Consider the following 22,607-nt stretch of genomic DNA (forward strand, 5'->3'; position numbering starts at 1 on the left):
TCCTTGCCCCGCGCGCGGCTCTTTGCCGAATGGCTGACGATCTTCGTGCTGACGCTGGTGATTGCCGGCTGGGCCTGGCGATCGAGTCTGACCGGGCGGTTCGATAACGCCATATTAGACCGGGCGCTGGTGGCAGGAGCATCGCCGGCCAACCCGGACATCGTTATCATCGCCATCGATGAGCGCAGCCTCGCGAGCGAAGGACAATGGCCTTGGAACCGCAGCCGTATTGCCGCGCTGGTTGACCGCGTTGCCGAGGCCACGCCGCGCGCGGTGCTGCTCGATATTCTGTTCACCGAACCGTCCGACGCCGAGGCAGACGCCGCGCTGGCCGCCAGCCTGAGGCGCGCCGGCAACGTGGCCTTGCCCGTGGGGCTGGCCCCGGCCCCTGACCGCAATTCCGGAACGATCGAGGTGCCGCCGATCGTCGCGCTTGACGAAGCGGCGCTTGTCACCGGGCACGTCGGCATCCGTCAGGACAACGATGGGCCGGTGCGGCGGATCGAGCCCTTTCTGCCGGTCGCTGGACGCGCTCCGGTGCCACATCTGGCGCTCGCCTTGCATGAGAAGCTGGGCGGCGCACACACAGCACGGGCCGATAATGCACTGCACTTGCGCGCCGCCGGATCCTTTCGAACGCTGCCTGCTTCCGCCGTGCTGACGGGTGAGGTTCCGGCGCAGTTCCTCGCCGGGAAAGTGATTATCATCGGCGCAACGGCGCAGGGTCTGAGCGATAATTTCCCGGTTTCTGCGCCTGCCGGATCGATGATGAGCGGTTCGGAATTGCTCGCCAACGTATACCAGAACGCCGGCGAGGCAGGTTTTATCGCGCCGCTCGGAGACGGCACCACTTTCGCCTTGCTCTTCGTATTCATTGGGCTGTTGTTCGCTTCGTTTTGGGTCTTGCGACCCGTCTGGTGCCTGTGGACCGCTCTGCTGTGCGGCGCATTGGCGCTGACGGTGTCCTACCTGCTTGCGGTGTTGGCGGGCCTGTGGGTTGCCCCCGGGCCGGTGCTGCTTGGCCTGGTGATTGCTTATCCGCTGTGGGGATGGCGGCGGCTCGCTGCGATCAACGGCTATCTGATGGCCAAGGCCGATCGTTTGTCGAGCAGCAAGCCGTTTCTCGTCCGCCGGGCAGACGGCTTCGATTCTGTCGCACGCGCGGTGAACCGGCTCGACTTTCTGGTCGACGAACTGAGCGAGCGCCGGACTTTTCTTGGCCGCGTGGTCGAATCGACGCCGGACGCGTTGTTCGTCTTTGATTCGCAGTTCCGGCTGCTGACGATGAACCGCCGCGCCACCGCCATCATGGGCGCGCCGCTTGCCGCGATGGAGGGCGAAACAGTGGCCCAGTTGCTCGCTCGCATCGATGGCGCACTAGGCACGAATGAAACCGAGCTCAAGTTTGGCGATGGCCGCATTTTCGTTGTCACCCGGTCAATGGGCGAGCCGGAAGCGCAGTGGAGCGACATTCACCTCGCGATGCTGACCGACGTGACTGACCAGCGCCGCGCCGAGGCAGAGCGCCGCCATGCGCTCGAATTCCTGTCGCACGACATGCGTGCGCCGCAAGTTGCAATTCTGGGCCTGACGAGCGGGCGTGCCGATCGCGAAGCGCCTGAGGCCCGGTTTGGCCGGATCCGCCTCCATGCGCGCCGGACGCTGGATCTGGCTGATAACTTCGTCGAACTCGCCCGGCTCGGCGATAGGCCGCTGGACATCGCCGACACAGACCTCGGTGCGCTGACGGATGAAGCCGCTGACCGGGCCTATGCCCTTGCGACCGATCAGGGCGCCAGAGTTGCCGCGCAGGTCGGTGAAGACCCGGTTTATGCCTTGGCCGACGGCGCGGTGCTTTCGCGCGTGCTCGACAACCTCGTCGGCAATGCCATCAAATATGGTGCCACGCTGGTCACGCTGGTGGTTGCCGTCACGGAGGACAGGGCCGTGATCGAGATCGATGACGATGGCCCCGGTCTGCCTCCTGAGCGCGCCGGCGATCCGTTCAAGCGTTTTGGTTCGCGCGCTGGCGAAGGCAAGGGCGGCTCTGGGCTTGGCCTTGCCTTTGTCTCGGCTGCAATCGCACGCCACGGCGGCAAGATCACCTGTCGAAGCGACGCAGGCGCCGGCACGAATTTCAGGATTGAATTGCCGCTCAGCGGCGGGTGATTGCCCCGGCCAGAGCTACGGCAAGGCGGTCAAGTTCGGCAGTCCGGTCCTTACAGCTATCGAGTTCCGCTTCAGCGACGAGCGGCGGATTGGCATTGAGCCCGATGCTGCCCACCGCGACCGCGCGCAGGCGATCAGCCGCACAATTCTCGAACAGTCCCTTTCGCCGTGGCCGCGACTGCCAGTCGATTGCCTTCGGGTCGCTGCCGCCATCGCTGGTCACACCTGCCAAAGATGGCTGCGCCGATAGTGTCAGGGTCAGCCGATAAGGCGCATCACTGCGCACTGTTACCCCGCCCTCATTCAGTTGGCGGGTGAACCGGTTGGCAAAGGCGGTCAGCGCTGGACCGGGCTGCGGGCCAAGATCGAGCGAGACGGCGTCAGGCAGAGCGGACTGGCGCGGCACCGACAGGCGCACCGGCGTAGAGACGGCGCAGGCCTGAACCGCCACGACAGAGATCAGCAGGAACGCCTTTGGGAAAAACTGCATGGATTTACGCCAGTTGATGCCGCACGGAGCAACCTCAATCGCGCGCTTGGCCCGTGCTGTCCAGCCGATAGCCGAAACCGAAGATCGTTTGCAGGGCAAAGCCGCGCTCGGGGCGAAGCTTCAGCTTCGCGCGGAGGCGGGAAATGTGCACGTCGAGCGTGCGCGTTTCGATGTCGGGGCTGCTTTGCCAGACCTTTTGCAGGATATAGCTGCGCGACAGCGGCCGATTGAGGTTTTCAAACAGCAACCGGGCGAGCGAATATTCCTTCTGGCGCAGTTCGATGACTTCATTGTCAAAGCGGACGGTGCGCGTAATGGCATCGAAGGCGAAACCACCAAAGGAGTCGGAAGGCTCCGGCGTTTCCTTGCGGCGGTCGCGAAGTGCGGCGCGGATGCGGGCGCGAACGATTTCGGGCTCTTCTGGTTTGCGAATATAGTCTGCGGCGCCGGCATCGAGCGCGAAGACAATGTCTTCCTTGCGGTCGCGGTTGGTCAGCATGATGACTGGCGGCGGCGGATCGAGATTTTCGCGCGCCCAGGCCAGCACCTTCATCCCTGACATGCCCATCATGTTCCAGTCGAGCAGCAACAGATCAAAGGTTTCGCGGCGCAAGGCGGCAAGCAATTCTTCGCCGCTGGAATATAGCGAACAATCTGTTCCGGACGCGCGCAGAGTTGCTGCAATATCGGCAATTTCATCCGGATCGTCGTCAACCAATGCGATGCGCATACCCTGCAACCCCTCTGTCCGGACCCCTGTTGGGTTAGCCCGGTTCCCCATTTTCGCCTCTCGAAACATGTTGCAAACCCGATTGGGGATTTTAGCCCCATGATCGCAATCAATTAGCATTTCGAATTAGGTAAAAAACTCAGTAAAACATCGCTGCCCCAAGTCCGCGCAACAACCAAGTTAACTGATGTAAATTGTTAAACACCTGTCCCGAAACGATACTTCCGAAACCCCGGATTTAAGCGGGTTGCGTGCCTAACCGCTTGTTAAGAATTTAACGCGAAAAGGCGCTGTAACGGAGGCCCAAGTGACCTATCAACCTCATGGCAACGACCGCAGCGACATGAACGCCCGCGCCACTCGCGCGGAAGTATCGCTTACCTGCGACGTGCGTCAGGGCACGAAGCCGTGGATGCGGATCAAGTTGCACGACATTTCGGAATCCGGCTTCTGCATGGATTGGCGCCCCGGGCTGAGTGAGCAGCACCAGATTTACATCCGAATTCCGGGACTTGAACTGCTGGTCGCGCACCTGCGCTGGAAGCGCGAAGGCATGATTGGCTGCGAGTTTTCCTCGCGCCTCTATCCGCCGGTATTCGATCACATTGTCCGGCAGTCGCTGCTCGAAAACTGAGAATTCTGGCCGGAGCGCTTTATGCCCCGGCCCATAACCAATCAGATGTGTAGCGCGCGCCCGTAGGCGGCAAGCGTGGCCTCGTGCAGCATTTCCGACAGCGTCGGATGCGGGAACACGGTCTGCATCAGCTCGACCTCGGTGGTTTCCAGCGTCTTGCCCACAACATAGCCTTGGATCAGCTCGGTCACTTCCGCGCCAATCATGTGCGCGCCGAGCAGCTCGCCAGTCTTGGCGTCAAACACCGTCTTGATGAAGCCTTCCGCCTCGCCCAGCGCGATGGCCTTGCCATTGCCGATGAACGGGAACGTTCCGGCCTTCACCGTGTAGCCGGCTTCCTTGGCCTTGGCCTCGGTCAGGCCGACAGAGGCGACTTGCGGGTGGCAATAGGTGCAGCCCGGGATGTTGCGCTTGTCCATCGCATGCGGGTGAACGTCCTTGTTGCCAAGCGCCTGGGCAATCGCCTCGGCAGCGGTAACGCCTTCGTGGCTGGCCTTGTGGGCAAGCCAGGGGCCAGGGGTGACATCGCCAATGGCCCAGACGCCGGGCACGTTGGTGCGGCCATAGCCGTCAATGGCGATGATGCCGCGCTCTGCCTTGATGCCCAGCGTTTCGAGGCCGATGTTTTCGGTGTTGGGCGCGATGCCCACGGCCACGATAACGTGGCTGAAGTCGGTTTCGCTGACTGCACCGTCCTTCGCCTTGATCTTCGCCTTTACGCCGCTGTCACTGCCCGCAAGGCTTTCCACACCGGCCCCGGTCATGATTTTCATGCCCTGCTTGACCAGCGCCTTTTCAAGGAAGGCAGATACGTCGGCATCTTCCACGGGAACAACGCGGTCCATCATCTCGACGACGGTAACGTCCGAACCCATGTCGTTGTAGAAGCTGGCGAATTCGATGCCGATCGCGCCCGATCCGATAACCAGCAATTTGCTTGGCAATTCGGTGGGTGTCATGGCGTGGCGATAGGTCCACACCCGCTTGCCATCAGCCGGGGCGAACGGCAGGTCGCGCGCGCGGGCGCCCGTGGCGACGACCACGTGCTTGGCTTCGAGCACTTCGGTGCCCTTGTCGGAAGTCACTTCCAGCTTGCCCGGCGCAGTCAGCTTGCCGGTGCCCATGTGGACGGTGATCTTGTTCTTCTTCATCAGGTGCGTGACGCCCTGATTGAGCTGCTTGGCGACGCCGCGGCTGCGCTTGACGACGGCATCCAGATCGGCGCGGATATTGTCAGCGGCCAGGCCATAGTCGGCGGCGTGCTTCATGTTGTGCAGCACTTCGGCGGACCGCAGCAGTGCCTTGGTCGGAATACAGCCCCAGTTAAGGCAGATGCCGCCCAGGTTCTCACGCTCGACGATGGCGGTCTTCAAGCCCAGCTGTGCGCAGCGGATCGCGCAGACATAGCCGCCGGGGCCGGAACCGAGGATGATGACGTCGTAAGCATCTGCCACTGGGAACTACTCCTGATTTACTGGCCGCGGCCGTCCCGCATCGTCGATGGCGACGAAAGTGAAGACGGCCTCGGTAACTTTCTGCTGAACTTCCTCAAAGCGGTGGCGGCGCCATGCTTCGGTCGCAATGGTGATCGATGAGCGGCCGACCTTGGTGACCTCGCAATAGACCGAAACTTCGTCACCGACGCCCACGGGCTGATGGAACTGCATTCCGTCCATCGCGACCGTGGCAACGCGCCCATGCGCGAGCCGCGCGGCGACGAGCCCTGCCCCCATGTCCATCTGGCTCATCAGCCAGCCGCCGAAGATATCGCCGTTGGCATTGGTATCCGCCGGCATGGCCGTGACGCGGATGGCGGGTTGGCCGTCCGGCGTCATGTCAGACAACGAGACCCAGCGGGCTCTCCACCAGTTCGCGGAAGGCGGACATCAGGCGAGCGCCGTCAGCCCCATCCACCGCCCGGTGATCGAAGCTGCCGGTGACGGTCATGACGTTGGCCACGCCAAGCGATCCGTCAGGCATGACCCACGGCCGCTTCTCGCCCGCGCCAACCGCAAGGATCGTCGATTGCGGAGGGTTGATCACGGCGGTGAAGTGCTTGATGCCCATCATGCCCATGTTCGAAATGCTGGCCGTGCCGCCTTGGTATTCACCGGGCTGGAGCTTGCCTTCCTTGGCGCGGGCACCCAGGTCCTTCATGGCCGTGGCGATCGAGGCGAGGCTGCGGCCACTGGCGTCCTGCACGATCGGCGTGATCAGGCCGCCCGGGATCGATACTGCCACCGAAATATCTGCGCGGCTGTAGCGGATCATCTCGTTACCGGCGAAGGTCACGTTGCATTCGGGCACGGCGACCAGCGCCTTGCCGAGCGCCTTGACGAGCATGTCATTGACCGAGAGCTTGACGCCGTCCTTTTCCAGCACAGCATTGAGCTCGCCGCGCAGCCTGAGCAGCTTGTCGAGCTGCACATCGACCGTGAGGTAGATGTGCGGCGCTTCGGCCATCGACTGGGCAAGGCGGCGGGCGATGGTCTTGCGCATGCCCGACAGCTTCTCGACCGAGTGCGGAATGCGGTCATCGAGCAAGGCGCGGGTTTCGGCGGCCATGTCAACTGTCGGCACGCTGGCGGCGGCAGGTGCGGCGCTCGCCGGAGCGGCAACCCCGACTGGCGCATTCTCTACGTCGGCTCGGACGATGCGGCCATTGGGACCGGAGCCCTTGATGCCGGCGAGGTCAACTCCGCGATCGGCAGCGATGCGCTTGGCGAGCGGGCTGGCGATCACGCGGGCGCCGCTGGTGGCAACGGGGGCGGCAGGCGCAGCCGGGGCCGGACTTGCAGCGGAAGCAACCTTCGGAGCGCTGCCTTTCGCGCCTTCAACGTCAGACTGGACGATGCGGCCATTCGGCCCCGTGCCCTTTATGGCCGAAATGTCGAGGCCCCATTCTTCGGCCAGCTTTTTCGCCTTGGGGCTGATGAGCACGGCGGGGGCTGCCGGAGCGGCAACGGGTGCCGGTGCAGCCGCAGGAGCCTCAGCCACAGGTGCCGCCGCGACCGGAGCCGCCGCTTCACCCTCAGCACCAAGCTGCGCGATGACCGTGCCGACTTTCACGCCTTCAGTGCCTTCGGCCACGTCGATTGACAGGATCGTGCCCTCGTCGACGGCTTCGAATTCCATCGTCGCCTTGTCGGTCTCAATCTCGGCCATGATGTCGCCGGAAGAGACGGTATCGCCCACCTTGACCAGCCACCTGGCAAGTTTGCCTTCCTCCATTGTCGGGGAAAGGGCGGGCATCTTGATGGCGATCGGCATAGGTCTGATTGGCTCCGCATCTGGGCTTTGCTTGGATAGCCTTTGGCCAAATTGCGCCGCTACGGCAAGTCGCCTTGCAGCGAAATCGAATGTGACAGATAAGAACTGATGGCGGGAGGGCCTTTGATGCGCGTTTACTTGGTAATCATGGACGAAACCGACGAGGCGAGCGCGGCGCTGCGCTTCGCATCCCGGCGCGCGGTGCGGACGGGTGGGCAGGTCCATTTGCTCGCCATTGTTCCGCAACAGGAATTCATCGCTTTTGGCGGCCTTCAGGCGACAATCGAGGAAGAGGCCCGCACCCGCGCGGAAGTGCTGGTGACCAGCGCGGCAGGCAGCCTTGCCTCCGAAAGCGGCGTGATGCCGGTGATCGCCGTGAGCCAAGGCGAAACCATCAAGGTCGTGACCGATTACATCGCGCAGCATCCAGAGGTGTCGGCGCTTGTGCTCGGCTCGGCGGCCAATGGCGCGCCGGGGCCGTTGGTCACCTATTTTTCGGCCGCCGGCGTCGGCGTGCTGCCCTGCCCGCTCTACATCGTTCCGGGCGGGCTGAGCGAGGAGGCGATTGACCGCCTGAGCTGAGCTACTTCTTCCGCCCTTGATGTCGGATATTCCCCGGCCGACCGCGCGGACCGGCAAGGTGCTTGCCCTTGTGCTTCAGCGGCAGCGGTTTGCCGCGCCGTTCGATGGGCGCGCTGCCGCCTTCGGGCAGTTCAAATTTCAGGGCTCCGGTCAGCGGGTTCGCTTCGGCCAGCCGCAGGTCGAGGATCTGGCCCTGGGCATAGCGTTCACCGCTTTGCGCGCCTTCCAGCGCCTGCGCCTTTTCATCGAATTCGAAGCGTTCGTAGCCAAGTGTCGAAACCGGCACGAGGCCATCTCCGCCCAGCCCGATGATCGTGGCGAAGAAGCCAAAGCTGCGCACGCCGGTGATGCGGGTCTTGAACACTTCGCCGACGCGCGCTGACAGCCACGCCGCGACATAACGGTCGATGGTGTCGCGCTCGGCCTCCATCGCGCGGCGCTCCGCCTGACTGATTGCCTCGGACACGCGCGAGAGGTCCGCGCGGTCGCGGTCCGACAGGCCGCTGTGCGAAGGCAGGTCCTTCGGTGCAGGCTGCTCCAACCCATAGGCATCAACCAGCGCGCGGTGGACCAGAAGGTCGGAATAGCGGCGGATCGGCGAGGTGAAGTGGGCATAAGAGCCAAGCGCCAAACCGAAGTGCCCGGCGTTGCGCGGACCGTAATAGGCCTGGGTCTGGCTGCGAAGCACCGCCTCCATGATCAGCGCCTTCTCGGCCTCGTCAGCCACGTCCTTGAGCATGCGGTTGAATAGGCCGGGGGTGATCACCTGCCCCAGCGCCAGCTTGCGATCAAATGTGGCGAGGTAATCCTTGAGAGCGACGAGCTTTTCGCGGCCCGGCGGTTCGTGGATGCGGTAGACGACCGGCGCGACCTTGGCCTCGAGCGCCTTGGCGGCAGCGACATTGGCGGCGATCATGAAATCTTCGACCACTCGGTGCGCGTCGAGCCGTTCGCGAATGGCGATCTCGGTGATGCGGCCTAGGTCATCGAGCTTTACCCGCCGCTCGGGCAGGTCCAGTTCGAGCGGATCGCGGGCATGGCGTGCTTTTTCGAGCAGCTTCCAGCAATTCCACAGGTTTGTCAGATACGGCTCCGCACGCTCCTCGTCGACACGCGCCTGTGCTTCTTCGTAGGCGATGACTTCGTGGATGCGGACCAGTGCGCGGGTGAAGCGCCATTCGGTGACACGGCCCTGCGCGTCGATCTTCAGGTGGCAAGCCATCGCCGCCCGGTCCTCGCCCGAGCGCAGCGAACAGACGTCGGCGCTGAGCACTTCAGGCAGCATCGGCACGACGCGGTCAGGGAAATAGACCGAGTTCGCTCGCTTGCGCGCCTCGCGGTCCAGCGGACCGCCGGGGCGGACGTAGAACGACACATCGGCGATGGCGACGAGTGCAGTGAAGCCGCCCTCGCCATCGGGTTCGGCCCAGATCGCGTCATCGTGGTCGCGCGCATCAGCCGGGTCGATGGCGACGATTGGCAGCACGCGCAGGTCTTCGCGCTTGGCCTCACTGAGCGGCAATTTGGCTGCGAGTTCAGCTTCCTGAACCGCTTCCTCAGGCCAGTGGAACGGAATGCCGTGCTTGTGAATGGCGATCAGGCTGAACGCGCGCGGGGCGAGCGGATCACCGAGCACAGCGGTGACCTTGACGCCCGAACGCGGCGATTTGCCCGCAGGTTCCGCCAGGACAAGCTGGCCGATTTCCGCATTGCCGACATCGGCAACGGGGAGCGAATTGCGGACCCGCTTGTCCACGGGGGCAAGCCAGTGCTTGCCCGCGTTGTCCCGCTCAATCACACCGAGCATGGCATCCTCGGCGGACGGCAGTTTCTTCATCGGATGGGCAACAAGACCGCCACCCGTTTCCTCGGTGCGCGCCAGCACCCGGTCGCCGACCTTGAGCGCCGCCATCGGGGCCTTGGGTCCCTTCGTCTTGCCGCGTGCCTCGATAATCCGCAGGCGCGGCGGCGGCGTGGCGTCGTCGGGCTGCCAGGTATCCGGAATGGCAAAAGCCTCGCCATCCTCGATCGCCATGACGCGTAGCACAGTGACCTTGGGCACTCCGCCCATGCGGTGGAAGGCGGTGCGATTGCCATCGATCAGGCCCTCATCGGCCATGTCCTTGAGCAGCGCCTTAAGCGCGATCTTCTCATGGCCTTTCAGCCCAAAGGCCTTGGACATTTCCCGCTTACCGGCGGGGCCTTCAGACGATGCAATGAAGTCGAGAATCTGCTGCTTGCTGGGCAGTCCCTGGGGGAGCTTGGCCATTACTTGAGCGGCGCAAACTGGCCGCCGGGAACGGCGGAGGAAATGGGGCTTTCGACGCCTTTGGCCGAAATTGCGCTGACGCCGAAGATCCAGTCGTCACCTCGCACGCCCTTGAGTGTGCGGCTACCGGCATTTCCGGCTTCACAAACGTAGGACTTGCCCCAGCTCGCTGCGGTCGTGGCGCGGCGGTAGATGCAATAGGTGGTCGCGCCGGGTGCCGGGTTCCAGCTCACCTTGGTATCGGTCGATACGGCTGCCTCGACCTTGGTCACTGGCGGCGCCGGCGCATTGGCAATAGCGGCCAGAGCCCGGACGTTCAGGCGCGTGACCTTGGCCAGATAGGGAAAGTCCATAAATTCGATCGTGTCCCCGTAAACCTTGCCCATTTCGGTGCGCAGGTCCTGATGCTGGTGGTCATAATTCTCGACGCCAACCGAGAAGCGGATCGCCGGGATGCCGGCATCGAGGAAGGGAATGTGATCCCCGCCCCGGCCCATGCGGTCGGTGCGCCAGATCTGCCGCACGGCGAGTTCCGGCGCGGCAAGGCTGGCGACATAGCGCGAGAGGTTGCGGCTGGGATTGTCGTTCTCGCCGCCAAAGCGCCGGGCAGCAGCGCGCAGCTTGTCATCGCCGTCCGCGCGCGGCCCTTCGGAGAATACGCGCACGGTCTTGGCATCGATCAGCCCATCCGAGCCGCGCGTGTTGCCGACGATGTCGTTGTTCAGCACGGCCTTCACGGTCCAACCCTGCTCCTTCGCATAGTCCGCCAGAAGTTTTCCGCCGAGCAGCCCCTGCTCCTCGCCGGAGAGCACGGCATAAACGATTGTGGTCGGGAAACGGCTGCGCGAAAGCACGCGCGCGGCTTCGAGTACCAAAGCTGTGCCGGAACCATCGTCGTTCGCTCCAGGGGCGTCGGACGTGGCGTTCATGACGTCGGTTACGCGGCTGTCGATATGGCCCTGGACGATGACGACCTCATTCGGACGTTCGGTCCCGCGCTGGATGGCGACAACGTTGACCAGCCGCGTGGGTTTGGGTACCCGGTCACCCGTCACCATGCGTTCTGGCAGCACCACCTCAAGGCAATTGCCACAGGCGGCGGAGGTCTTGCGAAGCTCGCCTTCCGCCCAGCGCCGTGCCGCGCCGATACCGCGCTTCGGGTCGTCCTGAACGGATAGCGTGTGGCGCGTGCCGAAGGACACCAGCGCCTCGACATCGGCGCGCAGCCGTGCTTGCGAAACCGTTTCCGGGGTGGTGGCCAGCGAAGGTGTCGCCAGCACGCTGGTGATCAAAAGGCCCCTAGTAAGAACGCGCAACATAAATCGTCTCCACAGCCGGCTTCCCGGTGAAGAGACATTGCCCGCTCGGGGTTCCCGCGTCCATCGGCGTATTGCGGATTGTCAGCTTGAGCGTCTTGAGCTTGGCGATCACCTCTTCGAGTTCATCGCCCGAAGGCCGTGACCAGCCGAGCTCAACCCAGCCGGGGTACTTGTTGCCGTCGTCAAAATGGGCCGAGAGATCGTCCATCGAAGTGACTCCGCGCACGATATTGGCATCGCGGCGCGTGGCGGCTTCGGTGTGCAGCGCGGACTGGATATCTTCGAGCAAGGCAGCAGCATCGGCGGCGAATTCATCGCGGTCCTGCGGAGCGAAGTTGACCTTGGCTGCATCGTTCCACAGCCGGTCGCGGCGGATGACGCTGACCTTGCCTTCGGCCATATCTCGGCCGCCGACTTCGAGGATGACCGGCGCGCCCTTTTTGACCCACGCCCAGCGCTTCTGCGTGGCCTTGCCGGGGCGCTTGTCGAGTAGCACGCGGATCGGCTCGCCCAGCGCGGACAGGCCGGCAACCTTGGCGCGGACCTCTTCGCAATAGGCGAGCAGCGCGGCATCACCATCGTCGTCGCGCAGCATCGGCAGGATGACGATCTGCTGCGGGGCGATGCGCGGCGGCACGCGCAGGCCGTCGTCATCGCCGTGAGTCATGATCACGCCGCCGATCAGCCGCGTCGAAACGCCCCACGATGTCGTGTGGCAATGCGCCTGCTGGCCTTCCTTGTTCTGGTACTGGATGCCCGCGGCTTCCGCGAAACCGGTGCCGAGGTAATGGCTGGTGCCGGCCTGCAGCGCCTTGCCGTCCTGCATCATCGCTTCGATCGAATAGGTCGCAACGGCGCCGGGGAAGCGCTCGTTCTCGGGCTTTTCACCGGCGATCACAGGCATGGCGAGCACGTCTTCGGAGAAGGAGCGGTACATCTCGAGCGCGCGCAACGTTTCTTCCATCGCGCCTTCGCGGTCGGCGTGGGCCGTGTGGCCTTCCTGCCAAAGGAACTCGCTGGTGCGCAGGAACATGCGCGTGCGCATTTCCCAGCGGACGACATTTGCCCACTGATTGGTCAGTAGCGGCAGATCGCGCCACGACTGAATCCACCGCGCCATGGCTGCGCCGATCACCGTTTCGGAAGTCGGACGAACGATCAGCGGCTCTTCCAGCTTGGCGTCGGGATCGGGCACCAGTCCGCCCTTGCCGTCAGCGATCAGCCGGTGATGCGTGACGACCGCCATTTCCTTGGCAAAACCGTCAACGTGCTCGGCTTCCTTGGCGAAGTAGGACAGCGGGATGAACAGCGGGAAATAGCAGTTCTGCACGCCTGCGGCCTTGATCCGCGCGTCCATCACCTGCTGGATGCGTTCCCAGATGCCGTAGCCCCACGGCTTGATCACCATGCAGCCGCGGACGCCCGATTCTTCGGCCATGTCAGCTTCGGAAATGACTTCCTGATACCATGCGGCGAAGTCGGCTTCGCGGGTGACGGAAAGGGCGTGCTTGATTTTGGGCTGATTCATGGCCGCGCTGTTAGCGGCACTTGGCCCGCACTTCAAATGGCCTGTTCAGCTGGAGGGGTTACTTGCCCAGCGAATCGAGCTTTTTCTGCATAGCCGCCATCTGCGCGCGCAGAGTGGAAAGCTCGTCCTCGCCTTCCGCAGTGGCAGGTTCCGAGGCGGCGGGATCAGAAGGCGCAGCGCCTTCCTGCTGCATCGCGCCCGGCATGAAGGCAGCGGTCGCGGCCTTGAACATTTCGAGGTTCTGCTTGGCGATCTTGGCCAGCGGATTGTTGCCGAAGCTTTCCTCGAAAGCGGAGCGCAGCTTCTGCTGATTATCGCGGAAATTGTCCATCGAGGCTTCGAGGTAGTGCGGCACCAGCCCCTGCATCGAATTGCCGTACATCGAGATCAGCTGGCGCAGGAAGTTTACCGGCAGCATCTGCTCGCCGCTGGCTTCTTCGTCCATGATGATCTGGGTGAGGATCTGGTGCGTGATGTCATCGCCGGTCTTGGCATCGACAACCTTGAAGTCGACGTTTTCGCGGACCATCTGCGCCAGGTGATCGAGCGTGATGTAGCTGGACGACTGGGTGTTGTAGAGCCGCCGGTTTGCGTACTTCTTGATGATTACGCAGTCGCCGTCTTTAACTTTCGCCATGTTTGGCACCCTTGTCCTGCACGCCCCTGCCGCTTCTTAGCACTTGCACCTAGTGCGGTGCAACATGAGTTATGCTGCGCAGCGGCAATCTGATCAGGTCAGCGCGAAAACCGGCGTCCCAGCAGGGTGAGAAGCTCGTATTGCGAAAGGCCTGAAATATGCGAAGCCTGCGGCAGGTCATAGTCCACTTCGACCCAGTCGCCCTCACTTAGCGTGGGTGCGGCGGAAAGGTCGATCACTGTCATGTCCATCGAAACGCGGCCCAGAACAGGCAATTCGCACCCGTTGCTGCGCAGCATTCCCTTGCCCGACCAGCAGCGCAAAAATCCGTCGGCATAGCCCAGCGCGACAACTCCGACGCGCATTGGGCGCGACGCAGTGAAGGTGGCGTTGTAGCCCACTGTATCGCCAGCGGACAGTTCACGCACTTGCATGATCTTCGCCGCAGGTTTCGCCACACTGGCGACTTCGCCCGTCAGTTCGGCGCGCGGTACACCGCCGTAAAGCGCCAGGCCCGGGCGGGTCAGCGTGCCGTGATATTCTGCGCCGAGCACGATTCCGGCCGAGTTTGCGAGGCTGTAATCGCGCGCCTGTACCGCAGCGCGCGCCTCCGTCCACCGTGCGCGCTGCTGGGCGTTGAGGGGGGAATCCTCATCCGCCGAGGCAAGGTGTGACATCAGTGTGCAGATACCCAGCCGGCTGACCAGTTCGTCGCCGAGCTCTGCCATCGGCAGTCCAAGCCGCTTGATCCCGGTGTCGACCATCAGGTCGCAGGCCCCGCCCCCGGCCTTCAGCCAGCGCGCCGCCTGCGCGAGCGAGTTGATCGTCGGGCGCAGGCCGGCCTGCTTCATGTAGGCAGTGTCATAGTCGCCCAGCGGCCCGTGAAGCACACTGATCGCGGCGGGGTCGATCACGCCGTCCAGTTCGGCCGCCTCGCCCGCATAGGCCACGAAGAAATCCCGGCAGCCGGCATCAGCGAGCACCTTGGCAACGCGCCGGGCCCCCAGCCCATAGGCATCCGCCTTGACCGCCGCCCCCGCACGCGCCTTGCCGGACAGCGCGTCCAGCCGCCGCCAGTTGGCGGCAAGCGCTTCGCGATCAAGGCGCAGCCGAAGCGGCGGTTCAGGCGTCATCTTCGAAGTCGCGCGGCGGTCCGCCCTTCAGGCCCCACATGGCGACGACGAAGGCCACGGCAACGATGATCCACGTGTACCACAGCCCCGAGAACGGATTACCATTGAGCGCGACGATCATGCTGGCTATCAGCGGCAGGAAGCCGCCGAAATAGCCGGTGCCGATGTGGTAGGGGATCGACATCGAACTGTAGCGGATCTTCGGCGGGAACATTTCGGACAACAGGGCCGCCACCGGGCCGTATGTCATGCCTGAAAGGAACATCAGGCCCAGCAGGCAGAGGAAGATCGTGAACAGGCTTCCGGCAGACGGCTGGATCTTCCTGAGGTCATAGCCCGCCTCGCCCAGCCAGGCCTGCAACTGCTTGCCGCGCGCGGCCTTGTCAGCGAAGGGATAGGCTTCGAGCGGTAGCGCCCTGCCGCCGACCGTCAGCATCAGTGCGCTGCTTTCAACGCGCTGGTAGGCAACGCCGACGCCGGCGAGATCGGCCAGCAATTTGCCGCAATCGGTCTTCTGCTCGGCGTCGAACAGGTTGTAAGAACAGTCCGGCCCGCCGACGACAACCGGCGCGTTCTGCGCAGCAGCAGCGAGACCGGGATTGGCGGCATTGCCAATCGCCCAGAATGCCGGGAACAGCAGCAGCAGCGTCAGCACATAGCCGATGACGATGGGCTTCTTGCGGCCGATCCGGTCAGACATTTGCCCGAAGATTACGAAGAATACCATGCCGCAGGCAGCAGCAAGGCCAACGACCACTTCCGCCGTGGTATCCGCCACCCGCATTGGTCCCTTGAGGAAGCTCAGCGCAGAGAACATCGCCGTGTACCAGATCACCGTCAGGCCGGCGGCGATGCCGAACAGGGCGATGAAGATGCGCTTCTTGTTGCCGGGGTAGGTGAAGCTTTCGACAAAGGGATTGCCGGCGATCTCACCCTCTTCCTGCATGGCGCGGAAGACCGGGCTTTCCGATAGCATCAGCCGCATCCACAGCGAGATGCCGAGCAGGATGATCGACAGCAGGAACGGCACGCGCCAGCCCCATGTGGCCCAGTCCTCGGGGCTGAGAAAGGCCTTGCAGCCGAGCACCACGACCAGACTGAGCACGAAGCCGCCGACCACGCTGGCCTGAACGAATCCGGTGAAGAACCCGCGCCGTTCGGGCGGCGCATGTTCGGCAACATAGATCGCGGCTCCGCCATATTCACCGCCGAGCGCCAGCCCTTGCAACACGCGCAGCAGGATCACGATGATTGGCGCGGCAATGCCGATCGATGCCGCAGACGGGATCAGGCCGACACCAGCGGTGGCGATGCCCATTAGGGTAACTGTGACGAGGAAGGTGTACTTGCGGCCCAGCTTGTCGCCGATATAGCCGAACAGGATCGCGCCGAGCGGGCGGAAGCCGAAGCCTACGGCGAAACCGGCCCAGACGAGCAGCGTTTCCAACGTGGCATTGCCTGATGGAAAGAAGGTCTTGCCAATGATCGCGGCGAGCGTGCCGTAGATGAAGAAATCATACCATTCGAACACCGTGCCCATGGAACTGGCTGCGATGACGAGCCTGATTTCCTTGTCGCTGGGTTGAACATCGCTTGGTTTGACGTCCGGATGCCGCGCTGGTTCGTTCATTTCTAGGTCCCCGCCCGATCAATTGCCGTTCCTCTAGCGGGCAGGCGCGGCTTAGGGAAGCGCATCCAGCGCGGATTTCCATGGCAAAAGTACCGCTCCGTGGCGCGCGGGATAGTCTTTTGCGGCATCGATGGCCGAAAGGCCGGGCCAGTCAGGCTGCGGCCCCTCGCCCTTTAGCCATGTTTCGATACTGGCCAATGCGGTCTGCAGGTCAGCCTTGCCCTGCCCTGGAGCTGCTTCGGCAAAAATCGCGGCGGAGGCTTGACCGATGGCGCAGGCCTGAGCGGAAAGTCCGATTTTCTCGATCGCGCCCGCATCATCCAGCGCCAGCGACATCGCCAGCACCGATCCGCAACTTGACGATCGGGCACGGCCTTGCAGCGGCATTTCCGGATCGTGCGGCCAGCGCGCGAGCTGCGTCGCCAGCGAGAGCACCTCAGGCGTGTAAAGCTTCATCGGATTGCTGGGCATTGTACCGCAATCACTGGCGGTTGAGGCGCTTCTGTTCTGCCCGCGCGGCTTCAGAGCGGCGTTCGGCGATGATCTTGACCAGTGCCTCGCTGCCTGAATTGACAAAGGGATAGGTCCGCGCCTGGGTCATCCACATGGGACGGCCGCCAACGCCGCGCAGGGTATCGAAGCCCAGCACCAGGATCGAAAAACCCATGACGATGATCAGCAGGCCCTTGATGCCGCCGAAGCCGAAGCCGATCAGCCGATCAATCGGGCCGATCAGGGAATCGCGGCTCATGTCACCCATGCGCTTGGCCAGCATCTTGATGATGAAATAGGGGATCAGCAGCAGCAGCGCGAAAGCGAGCACGGCGGCGGTGCCCAGCTTGTCGCCGGTAAAGGGGATCAGCTTTTCCGTGAGGGGGCTGTGAAGGTAATGGATCGCCAGCACGGCAACCACCCACGCGGCGAGGCTGAGGATTTCATGAATGAAACCCCGCATGAAACCGCTGGCCGCAGTAACGCCCACCACGATCAGTACACCGATGTCGAACCCTGTCATTAAGGCGAAAGTTACTCTTCCCCCACAACGCGGTCAACAATTTGCCGCAAGTGCGAAACGGCGTGCTGGCGCATGTCGGGAACGGACTGTCCATTATCTGACGCCATGACAGCAGCCTTGAAACCCAGCTTCGCCGCTTCGCGCTGGCGCAGGCCCGAATGAGCGACCGGTCGGACCTCTCCGGCAAGCGACACTTCACCGAACCAGACGTGACCATTGGGCAATGGCTTGTCACTGAGTGCGGAGACCAGCGCGGCGGCAACAGCAAGGTCGGCCGCCGGGTCAGACAAGCGGTAACCGCCCGCGACATTCAGATAAACCTCGGCGCTGGAGAAATTGAGCCCGCACCTTGCCTCGAGCACGGCGAGCAGCATCGCGAGTCGCCCGCTGTCCCACCCGACCACTGCGCGCCGCGGGGTTGCGCCGCTCTGTAGGCGGACAATCAGCGCCTGGATTTCTACCAGCACCGGCCGGGTGCCCTCCATCGCCGGGAACACGGCGCTGCCGGGAACGGCGTCTTCGTGGCCAGACAGGAACAGCGCAGAGGGGTTGCCCACTTCCTCAAGTCCTGCCCCCGCCATGGCAAAGACGCCGATTTCATCGACCGGACCGAAGCGGTTCTTGATCGATCGCAGGATGCGGTACTGGTGACTGCGTTCACCCTCGAAAGCCATGACAACGTCGACCATATGTTCAAGCACGCGCGGACCCGCGATCGAGCCGTCTTTGGTAACATGGCCGACCAGCACCAACGCGGAACCCGCCTCCTTGGCAAAGCGGATCAGTTCGAAGGCCGAGGCGCGGACTTGGCTGACCGTGCCCGGTGCGCCTTCGATCATATCGGAATGCATCGTCTGGATCGAATCGATGACGACAAGCGCCGGGGCGTCCATGCCGCCCAGTGTCGTCAAAATATCGCGCACCGATGTGGCTGAGGCGAGCAGCACCGGGGCTCCCGCCAACCCGAGTCGTTCGGCGCGCAGTCGCACCTGTCCGGTCGCTTCCTCGCCGCTGACATAGACGACGTTACCGCCGGCCTGTGCGATCTTTGCAGCGGCTTGCAGCAGCAGCGTTGACTTGCCGATGCCGGGATCGCCGCCCATCAAGATCGCCGACCCAGGGACCAACCCGCCGCCCAGCGCACGGTCAAATTCTGGCAGCCCGGTGGAGCGTCGCACCGGCATTTGCCCTTTGGCATCCAGCGCCTCGAACGCCAGCGGACGGCCGCCGCTCGACAAGTCATGCTTGGTGGAAAAGGTCGTCGCGGGCGCTTCCTCGCTCAACGTGTTCCATTCGCCGCAGTCGGCGCACTGGCCCTGCCAGCGGAATGAAACGGAGCCGCAGGCGGCGCAGACATATCGGCGTTTGGGCTTGGCCATGGCTGGCGATCTATCCGGAACGGATCGGGAACGCAATTGCCAAGTGCGCTTTTCCCCGCCAAGCATGCATCATGCGCCAAAAGGAACTCCGCATCGCGCTCGTCTGCTACGGCGGAGTCAGCCTCACCGTCTATATGCACGGCGTGACCAAGGAATTGTGGAAACTGGCGCGCGCCAGCCGCAATTTCCATGGCAATCGCCCCTGCACCGAAGGCAGCCAGACGGTCTATCGCCGGATGCTGGAGCGTGTCGAGCAAGCGCATGACCTGCGCCTGCGGGTGCTGATCGACATCATTGCCGGGGCCAGCGCCGGCGGGCTTAACGGCGTGTTCCTCGCTCAGGCGATCCATTCGGGGCAAAGCCTTGAGCCGCTGACCACGCTCTGGCTGGAAAATACCGACGTCGACAAGATGCTCGATCCCGATGCGCGGTTGTGGACCCGCTTCGTCAAGTTCTGGGCCGTGCCGCTGGTGCATTACTTGCTGACCCGCCCGGGCAATGTCGTCACCGTCAGCGTGGCGCAGGAAACGCGGCGCGAGGTGCGGGCAAAGCTGTCACGCTTTGTCCGCTCGCGCTGGTTCGAGCCGCCGTTTGGCGGTCTGGGTTTCTCGCGCGTTCTGGCCGGGGCGCTGGATTCGATGGCGGCGAGCACGACCGCTGATCCGCTGTTGCCCCCGGACCATCCGCTCGACCTGTTTGTCACCACTACCGACTTCAAAGGCCACAGCCAGACGCTGCGGCTCCACTCGCCGCCACAAGTCGAGGAAAGCGAGCACCGCGTCTCGATCGGCTTTCGCCGCAATGTGCCCGCAGAGGGCGGCACCGGCCTTGCCGATCCGCTCGAACTGGTTTTTGCTGCGCGCGCAACGGCGAGCTTTCCAGGCGCTTTCCCGCCGTTGCAGGCGCGAGAGATCGACCAGTTGGCAGACGAGCGCGGCGCAGAGTGGACCGGGCGCGAAGCCTTCCTCAAGCGCGTCTTGCCCGGCCATGCCCGCAAAGGCGATGTCGAGGATGTGGCGCTGATCGACGGCTCCGTTCTGGTCAACGCGCCATTTTCCGAAGCGATCAGCGTGCTGCACGATCGCCCCGCCCAGCGCGAGGTGGACCGGCGCTTCGTCTATATCGATCCCAAGCCCGATGAAGTCGGCGGGCTCGGCCATGATGATCCCCGCGCGCCGGGGTTCTTCGCAGTGATTTTTGGCTCGCTGTCATCAATTCCGCGCGAACAGCCGGTGCGTGACAACCTTGAGGAACTGGAACGCCAGAGCCGCGAGATGGAGCGGCTGCGCGGCATTGTCGAGGCGCTGCGTCCCGAGGTGGAGGATGCCGTGCAACTGACTTTCGGGCGCACGCTGTTCCTTGACCGGCCAACCGTGAAGCGGCTCACTGCATGGCGCGCCAAGGCGCAGGACGCGGCGATGCGGCGGGCCGACTACGCCTATCACGGTTATGGTCAGGCGAAGTTCGTCTCGATCATCGATGATCTGGCCAAGACGATCCATGAATATGTCCCGGCGATCGAGGAAGATCTGCTTTCCCGCACACTGCTGCGGTACTTGCGCATGCAGGGGCTCGATCACTTGTCGGCCATGCGCGGCGGGGCTTCGGAGGATGCCATTGCCTTTTTCCGCAGCCATGATCTGCAACACCGGATCCGGCGGCTGCGCCTGCTGGCGCGGCGGTTGACGCAGGACTGGGACGGCGATCCGGAGGTCACGCCCGCTGACCGCGATTTCGCGCGCGACGCGGTTTACCGGGCGCTGGCTGTCTATTTCGATGCGGACAGTCCGGAGCGGCTTGGCGCAAAGTTCACCGATCTTGCCGCGAACGTCATGGTCGATCCCGGTGCGGTGCTCGATCACATTGCCCAGACCCGCGACCTGCGGGCTGCGGACCTTGTCGCCGACACGATCCTTGCCGAAGCCATGGCGGAAATGCCGCGCGCGCTGCGGCGCAAGGTGCTGCTCGCCTACCTCGGCTTCCCGTTCTATGATGTGGTAACCTTCCCGCTGATGCACGGCGAGGGCCTCAACGAGTTCGATCCGGTGAAGATCGACCGCATTTCACCCGACGATGCCAATTCGATCCGCACCGGCGGCGCGGCCAAGTGCCTGCGCGGGGTGGAATTCTTCAATTTCGGCGCCTTTTTCAGCCGGGCTTATCGTGAGAACGACTACCTGTGGGGCCGGCTGCACGGGGCGGAGCGGATGATCGACCTGATTGCGAGCGCCCTGCCCGAAGGCCAGATATTCGACGCGCGCGAACTGGCGAAGTTCAAGCAGGAGGCGTTTCTGGCGATTCTGGACGAGGAGGAAGGCAAGCTGGTGGCTGACAAGGGGCTGGTGGCTGGGATCAGGGCGGAAGTTGAGGCCCGGATTGGGGGGGGAGATTCATGAAGCCTTGGCAATCGTGGACGTTTTTCTATGTTCTCGTCGCACTGATCGCATTTCTCAGCGCTGACCAGTGGAGCTCCCGACTGATCCTTTTTCTGGTCCTGATCGTTCCAATTACCGCGTGGGCGAGTTGGAAAAAACGAGAAGTCGAGAATTCAGACAGGTGAGTGGGTCCACGACCTACTCCGTCAGCCCTTCCCACACGTTCTTGATCCGGTCGAAGAAACCCTTCGACTGCGGGCATTCGTCGCCAGTCTCGGTTTCCTGAAGCTCGCGCAGCAGTTCCTTCTGCTTTGCGGAGAGCTTGGTCGGTGTCTCGACCTGAATTTCGACCACCAGATCGCCGCGGCCGCGTCCCTGCAGCACGGGCATGCCCGCGCCGCGCTGGCGGAGTTGCTTGCCGGACTGGATACCGGCGGGAATGGTGATCGTGTGACGCGTGCCGTCGAGGCCGGGGAGTTCGATCTCTCCGCCCAGTGCTGCCTTGGTAAAGGTGATCGGCGCGCGGGTGAGCAGCGTGGTGCCGTCGCGTTCAAACACCGAATGGCGCTTCACGTGGACGAAGATGTAGAGATCGCCCGCCGGCGCACCAAACGGTCCGGCCTCGCCCTTGCCGGTGAGGCGGATGCGGGTGCCGGTATCGACGCCCGAGGGAATGTTGACGTCGAGCGTCTGGCGCTGGTCGACCCGGCCTTCGCCGCCGCACGAACGGCAGGGGCTTTCGATCACTTCGCCGCGGCCGTGGCAGGTCGGGCATGTGCGCTCGACCATGAAGAAGCCCTGCTGCGCGCGGACCTTGCCGTGGCCGCCGCACAGGTTGCAGCGCCTCGTGCCGGTGCCGGGCGTGGCGCCCGAACCGTCGCAGGGTTCGCAAGCGACTGAAACGTCGATCTCGATCTGTTCGGACTTGCCGTGGAACGCCTCGTCAAGGCTGATTTCGAGGTCATAGCGCAGGTCCGCCCCGCGCCGTGCCTGGCCGCGACCACCGCCGCCGCCGCCGAAACCGCCGAAGATCGATTCGAAAATATCGCCCAGATCGTTGAACGGGTTGCCGCCCATGCCGCCTGCCCCGCCCATGCCGCCGTTCTCGAACGCGGCGTGGCCGTACTGGTCATAAGCGGCGCGCTTCTGCGGGTCGGAAAGACACGCATAGGCTGAACTGATCGCCTTGAACTTCGCTTCGCTTTCCGCGCAGCCCGGGTTCTTGTCCGGATGGAATTTCATCGCGAGCTTGCGGTACGACGACTTGAGCGTCGCATCGTCCACGCCGCGCGAGACTTCCAGCAATTCGTAATAGTCTATTTCGGCGCTGGGCATTCCAGTTCCCCTGAAAAACCTCGTCACCCCCGCGCAGGCGGGGGCCCATCTCTTGCGTCATGTCCAGGAGGATCGGCCGGAGATGGGTTCCCGCCTGCGCGGGAATGACGAC

General features: G+C 63.6%; 19 protein-coding genes. 4 read left to right on the forward strand and 15 right to left on the reverse strand.

The annotated features are described in order from the left end of the window. Nucleotides 1–3: 3 nt before the first annotated feature. Nucleotides 4–2,169, forward strand: a complete 2,166-nt coding sequence (locus RMO89_RS05140; protein WP_310531627.1) for a CHASE2 domain-containing protein — start codon at nucleotides 4–6, stop codon at nucleotides 2,167–2,169. On the opposite strand, the gene RMO89_RS05145 is transcribed toward RMO89_RS05140, so the two are convergent. Beyond that, nucleotides 2,156–2,659, reverse strand: a complete 504-nt coding sequence (locus tag RMO89_RS05145) for a hypothetical protein (protein ID WP_310531628.1) — start codon at nucleotides 2,657–2,659, stop codon at nucleotides 2,156–2,158. The genes RMO89_RS05140 and RMO89_RS05145 overlap by 14 nt on opposite strands. 34 nt (nucleotides 2,660–2,693) lie before the next feature. Beyond that, nucleotides 2,694–3,389, reverse strand: a complete 696-nt coding sequence (locus RMO89_RS05150) for a response regulator transcription factor (RefSeq protein WP_310531630.1) — start codon at nucleotides 3,387–3,389, stop codon at nucleotides 2,694–2,696. 307 nt (nucleotides 3,390–3,696) lie between these two features. Between RMO89_RS05150 and RMO89_RS05155 the strand changes: the two genes are divergently transcribed. After that, a complete protein-coding gene (locus tag RMO89_RS05155; RefSeq protein ID WP_310531631.1) occupies nucleotides 3,697–4,023 on the forward strand; it encodes a PilZ domain-containing protein in 327 nt (108 codons plus the stop codon). A gap of 41 nt (nucleotides 4,024–4,064) precedes the next feature. Here RMO89_RS05155 and lpdA read toward each other — a convergent pair whose 3' ends face one another. Genes lpdA through RMO89_RS05170 form a run of 3 tightly spaced genes read right to left on the reverse strand, consistent with a single transcriptional unit; the run spans nucleotide 4,065 to nucleotide 7,293 of the window. Further along, complete coding sequence (gene lpdA, locus RMO89_RS05160) at nucleotides 4,065–5,477, reverse strand: dihydrolipoyl dehydrogenase (RefSeq protein ID WP_310531632.1); 1,413 nt, start codon at nucleotides 5,475–5,477, stop codon at nucleotides 4,065–4,067. A 6-nt stretch (nucleotides 5,478–5,483) separates the two neighbouring features. Then, nucleotides 5,484–5,858 carry an acyl-CoA thioesterase gene (locus tag RMO89_RS05165; protein ID WP_310531706.1) on the reverse strand — a complete coding sequence of 125 codons (375 nt, stop codon included), beginning with the start codon at nucleotides 5,856–5,858 and terminating at the stop codon, nucleotides 5,484–5,486. Nucleotide 5,859: 1 nt separating this feature from the next. Then, nucleotides 5,860–7,293 carry a 2-oxo acid dehydrogenase subunit E2 gene (locus tag RMO89_RS05170; RefSeq protein ID WP_409035515.1) on the reverse strand — a complete coding sequence of 478 codons (1,434 nt, stop codon included), beginning with the start codon at nucleotides 7,291–7,293 and terminating at the stop codon, nucleotides 5,860–5,862. A 126-nt stretch (nucleotides 7,294–7,419) separates the two neighbouring features. Here RMO89_RS05170 and RMO89_RS05175 point away from each other — a divergent pair, with 126 nt between their 5' ends. Beyond that, a complete protein-coding gene (locus tag RMO89_RS05175) occupies nucleotides 7,420–7,875 on the forward strand; it encodes a universal stress protein (RefSeq protein ID WP_310531634.1) in 456 nt (151 codons plus the stop codon). A 1-nt stretch (nucleotide 7,876) separates the two neighbouring features. On the opposite strand, the gene RMO89_RS05180 is transcribed toward RMO89_RS05175, so the two are convergent. The 9 genes from RMO89_RS05180 to radA form a co-directional block, all read right to left on the reverse strand. Further along, complete coding sequence (locus RMO89_RS05180; protein ID WP_310531635.1) at nucleotides 7,877–10,144, reverse strand: VacB/RNase II family 3'-5' exoribonuclease; 2,268 nt, start codon at nucleotides 10,142–10,144, stop codon at nucleotides 7,877–7,879. Continuing rightward, nucleotides 10,144–11,463 (reverse strand): M20/M25/M40 family metallo-hydrolase, encoded by a 1,320-nt coding sequence (locus RMO89_RS05185; RefSeq protein WP_310531637.1) that lies wholly within the window; start codon nucleotides 11,461–11,463, stop codon nucleotides 10,144–10,146. The genes RMO89_RS05180 and RMO89_RS05185 overlap by 1 nt, the downstream gene beginning before the upstream one ends. Next, entirely contained in the window at nucleotides 11,444–12,991 is a 1,548-nt protein-coding gene (locus tag RMO89_RS05190; RefSeq protein WP_310531638.1) for an aminoacyl--tRNA ligase-related protein, read from the reverse strand. The genes RMO89_RS05185 and RMO89_RS05190 overlap by 20 nt, the downstream gene beginning before the upstream one ends. A 58-nt stretch (nucleotides 12,992–13,049) precedes the next feature. Next, on the reverse strand, nucleotides 13,050–13,628 hold the full coding sequence (gene phaR / locus RMO89_RS05195; protein ID WP_310531639.1) for a polyhydroxyalkanoate synthesis repressor PhaR: 579 nt from the start codon (nucleotides 13,626–13,628) through the stop codon (nucleotides 13,050–13,052). Nucleotides 13,629–13,726: 98 nt separating this feature from the next. Next, nucleotides 13,727–14,761 carry an alanine racemase gene (gene alr / locus RMO89_RS05200; RefSeq protein ID WP_310531640.1) on the reverse strand — a complete coding sequence of 345 codons (1,035 nt, stop codon included), beginning with the start codon at nucleotides 14,759–14,761 and terminating at the stop codon, nucleotides 13,727–13,729. Then, entirely contained in the window at nucleotides 14,751–16,391 is a 1,641-nt protein-coding gene (locus tag RMO89_RS05205) for an MFS transporter (RefSeq protein ID WP_310531641.1), read from the reverse strand. The genes alr and RMO89_RS05205 overlap by 11 nt, the downstream gene beginning before the upstream one ends. A gap of 51 nt (nucleotides 16,392–16,442) precedes the next feature. Next, complete coding sequence (locus RMO89_RS05210; RefSeq protein WP_310531643.1) at nucleotides 16,443–16,862, reverse strand: iron-sulfur cluster assembly scaffold protein; 420 nt, start codon at nucleotides 16,860–16,862, stop codon at nucleotides 16,443–16,445. Nucleotides 16,863–16,872: 10 nt separating this feature from the next. Continuing rightward, a complete protein-coding gene (locus tag RMO89_RS05215) occupies nucleotides 16,873–17,406 on the reverse strand; it encodes a CvpA family protein (protein ID WP_310531644.1) in 534 nt (177 codons plus the stop codon). Nucleotides 17,407–17,417: 11 nt separating this feature from the next. Next, nucleotides 17,418–18,785 (reverse strand): DNA repair protein RadA, encoded by a 1,368-nt coding sequence (radA, locus tag RMO89_RS05220; protein ID WP_310531645.1) that lies wholly within the window; start codon nucleotides 18,783–18,785, stop codon nucleotides 17,418–17,420. Nucleotides 18,786–18,856: 71 nt separating this feature from the next. Here radA and RMO89_RS05225 point away from each other — a divergent pair, with 71 nt between their 5' ends. Then, nucleotides 18,857–21,181: a patatin-like protein gene (locus RMO89_RS05225; RefSeq protein ID WP_310531646.1), complete on the forward strand. Its 2,325-nt coding sequence runs from the start codon at nucleotides 18,857–18,859 to the stop codon at nucleotides 21,179–21,181. A gap of 177 nt (nucleotides 21,182–21,358) precedes the next feature. Here RMO89_RS05225 and dnaJ read toward each other — a convergent pair whose 3' ends face one another. Continuing rightward, nucleotides 21,359–22,495 carry a molecular chaperone DnaJ gene (dnaJ, locus tag RMO89_RS05230; protein ID WP_310531648.1) on the reverse strand — a complete coding sequence of 379 codons (1,137 nt, stop codon included), beginning with the start codon at nucleotides 22,493–22,495 and terminating at the stop codon, nucleotides 21,359–21,361. Between the last annotated feature and the right edge of the window lie 112 nt (nucleotides 22,496–22,607).

Origin of the sequence: Novosphingobium sp., assembly GCF_031424035.1 — a bacterium.
Classification (GTDB): Bacteria; Pseudomonadota; Alphaproteobacteria; order Sphingomonadales; family Sphingomonadaceae; genus Novosphingobium.

Excerpts from the sequence above, each read along its gene's own strand:
- RMO89_RS05145 (WP_310531628.1), bottom strand. The coding sequence starts at position 2,659 with ATGCAGTTTTTCCCAAAGGCGTTCCTGCTGATCTCTGTCGTGGCGGTT.
- RMO89_RS05150 (WP_310531630.1), bottom strand. The coding sequence starts at position 3,389 with ATGCGCATCGCATTGGTTGACGACGATCCGGATGAAATTGCCGATATT.
- RMO89_RS05165 (WP_310531706.1), bottom strand. The coding sequence starts at position 5,858 with ATGACGCCGGACGGCCAACCCGCCATCCGCGTCACGGCCATGCCGGCG.
- RMO89_RS05170 (WP_409035515.1), bottom strand. The coding sequence starts at position 7,293 with ATGCCGATCGCCATCAAGATGCCCGCCCTTTCCCCGACAATGGAGGAA.
- RMO89_RS05175 (WP_310531634.1), top strand. The coding sequence starts at position 7,420 with ATGCGCGTTTACTTGGTAATCATGGACGAAACCGACGAGGCGAGCGCG.
- RMO89_RS05180 (WP_310531635.1), bottom strand. The coding sequence starts at position 10,144 with ATGGCCAAGCTCCCCCAGGGACTGCCCAGCAAGCAGCAGATTCTCGAC.
- RMO89_RS05185 (WP_310531637.1), bottom strand. The coding sequence starts at position 11,463 with ATGTTGCGCGTTCTTACTAGGGGCCTTTTGATCACCAGCGTGCTGGCG.
- RMO89_RS05190 (WP_310531638.1), bottom strand. The coding sequence starts at position 12,991 with ATGAATCAGCCCAAAATCAAGCACGCCCTTTCCGTCACCCGCGAAGCC.
- phaR (WP_310531639.1), bottom strand. The coding sequence starts at position 13,628 with ATGGCGAAAGTTAAAGACGGCGACTGCGTAATCATCAAGAAGTACGCA.
- alr (WP_310531640.1), bottom strand. The coding sequence starts at position 14,761 with ATGACGCCTGAACCGCCGCTTCGGCTGCGCCTTGATCGCGAAGCGCTT.
- RMO89_RS05205 (WP_310531641.1), bottom strand. The coding sequence starts at position 16,391 with ATGAACGAACCAGCGCGGCATCCGGACGTCAAACCAAGCGATGTTCAA.
- RMO89_RS05210 (WP_310531643.1), bottom strand. The coding sequence starts at position 16,862 with ATGCCCAGCAATCCGATGAAGCTTTACACGCCTGAGGTGCTCTCGCTG.
- RMO89_RS05215 (WP_310531644.1), bottom strand. The coding sequence starts at position 17,406 with ATGACAGGGTTCGACATCGGTGTACTGATCGTGGTGGGCGTTACTGCG.
- radA (WP_310531645.1), bottom strand. The coding sequence starts at position 18,785 with ATGGCCAAGCCCAAACGCCGATATGTCTGCGCCGCCTGCGGCTCCGTT.
- RMO89_RS05225 (WP_310531646.1), top strand. The coding sequence starts at position 18,857 with ATGCGCCAAAAGGAACTCCGCATCGCGCTCGTCTGCTACGGCGGAGTC.
- dnaJ (WP_310531648.1), bottom strand. The coding sequence starts at position 22,495 with ATGCCCAGCGCCGAAATAGACTATTACGAATTGCTGGAAGTCTCGCGC.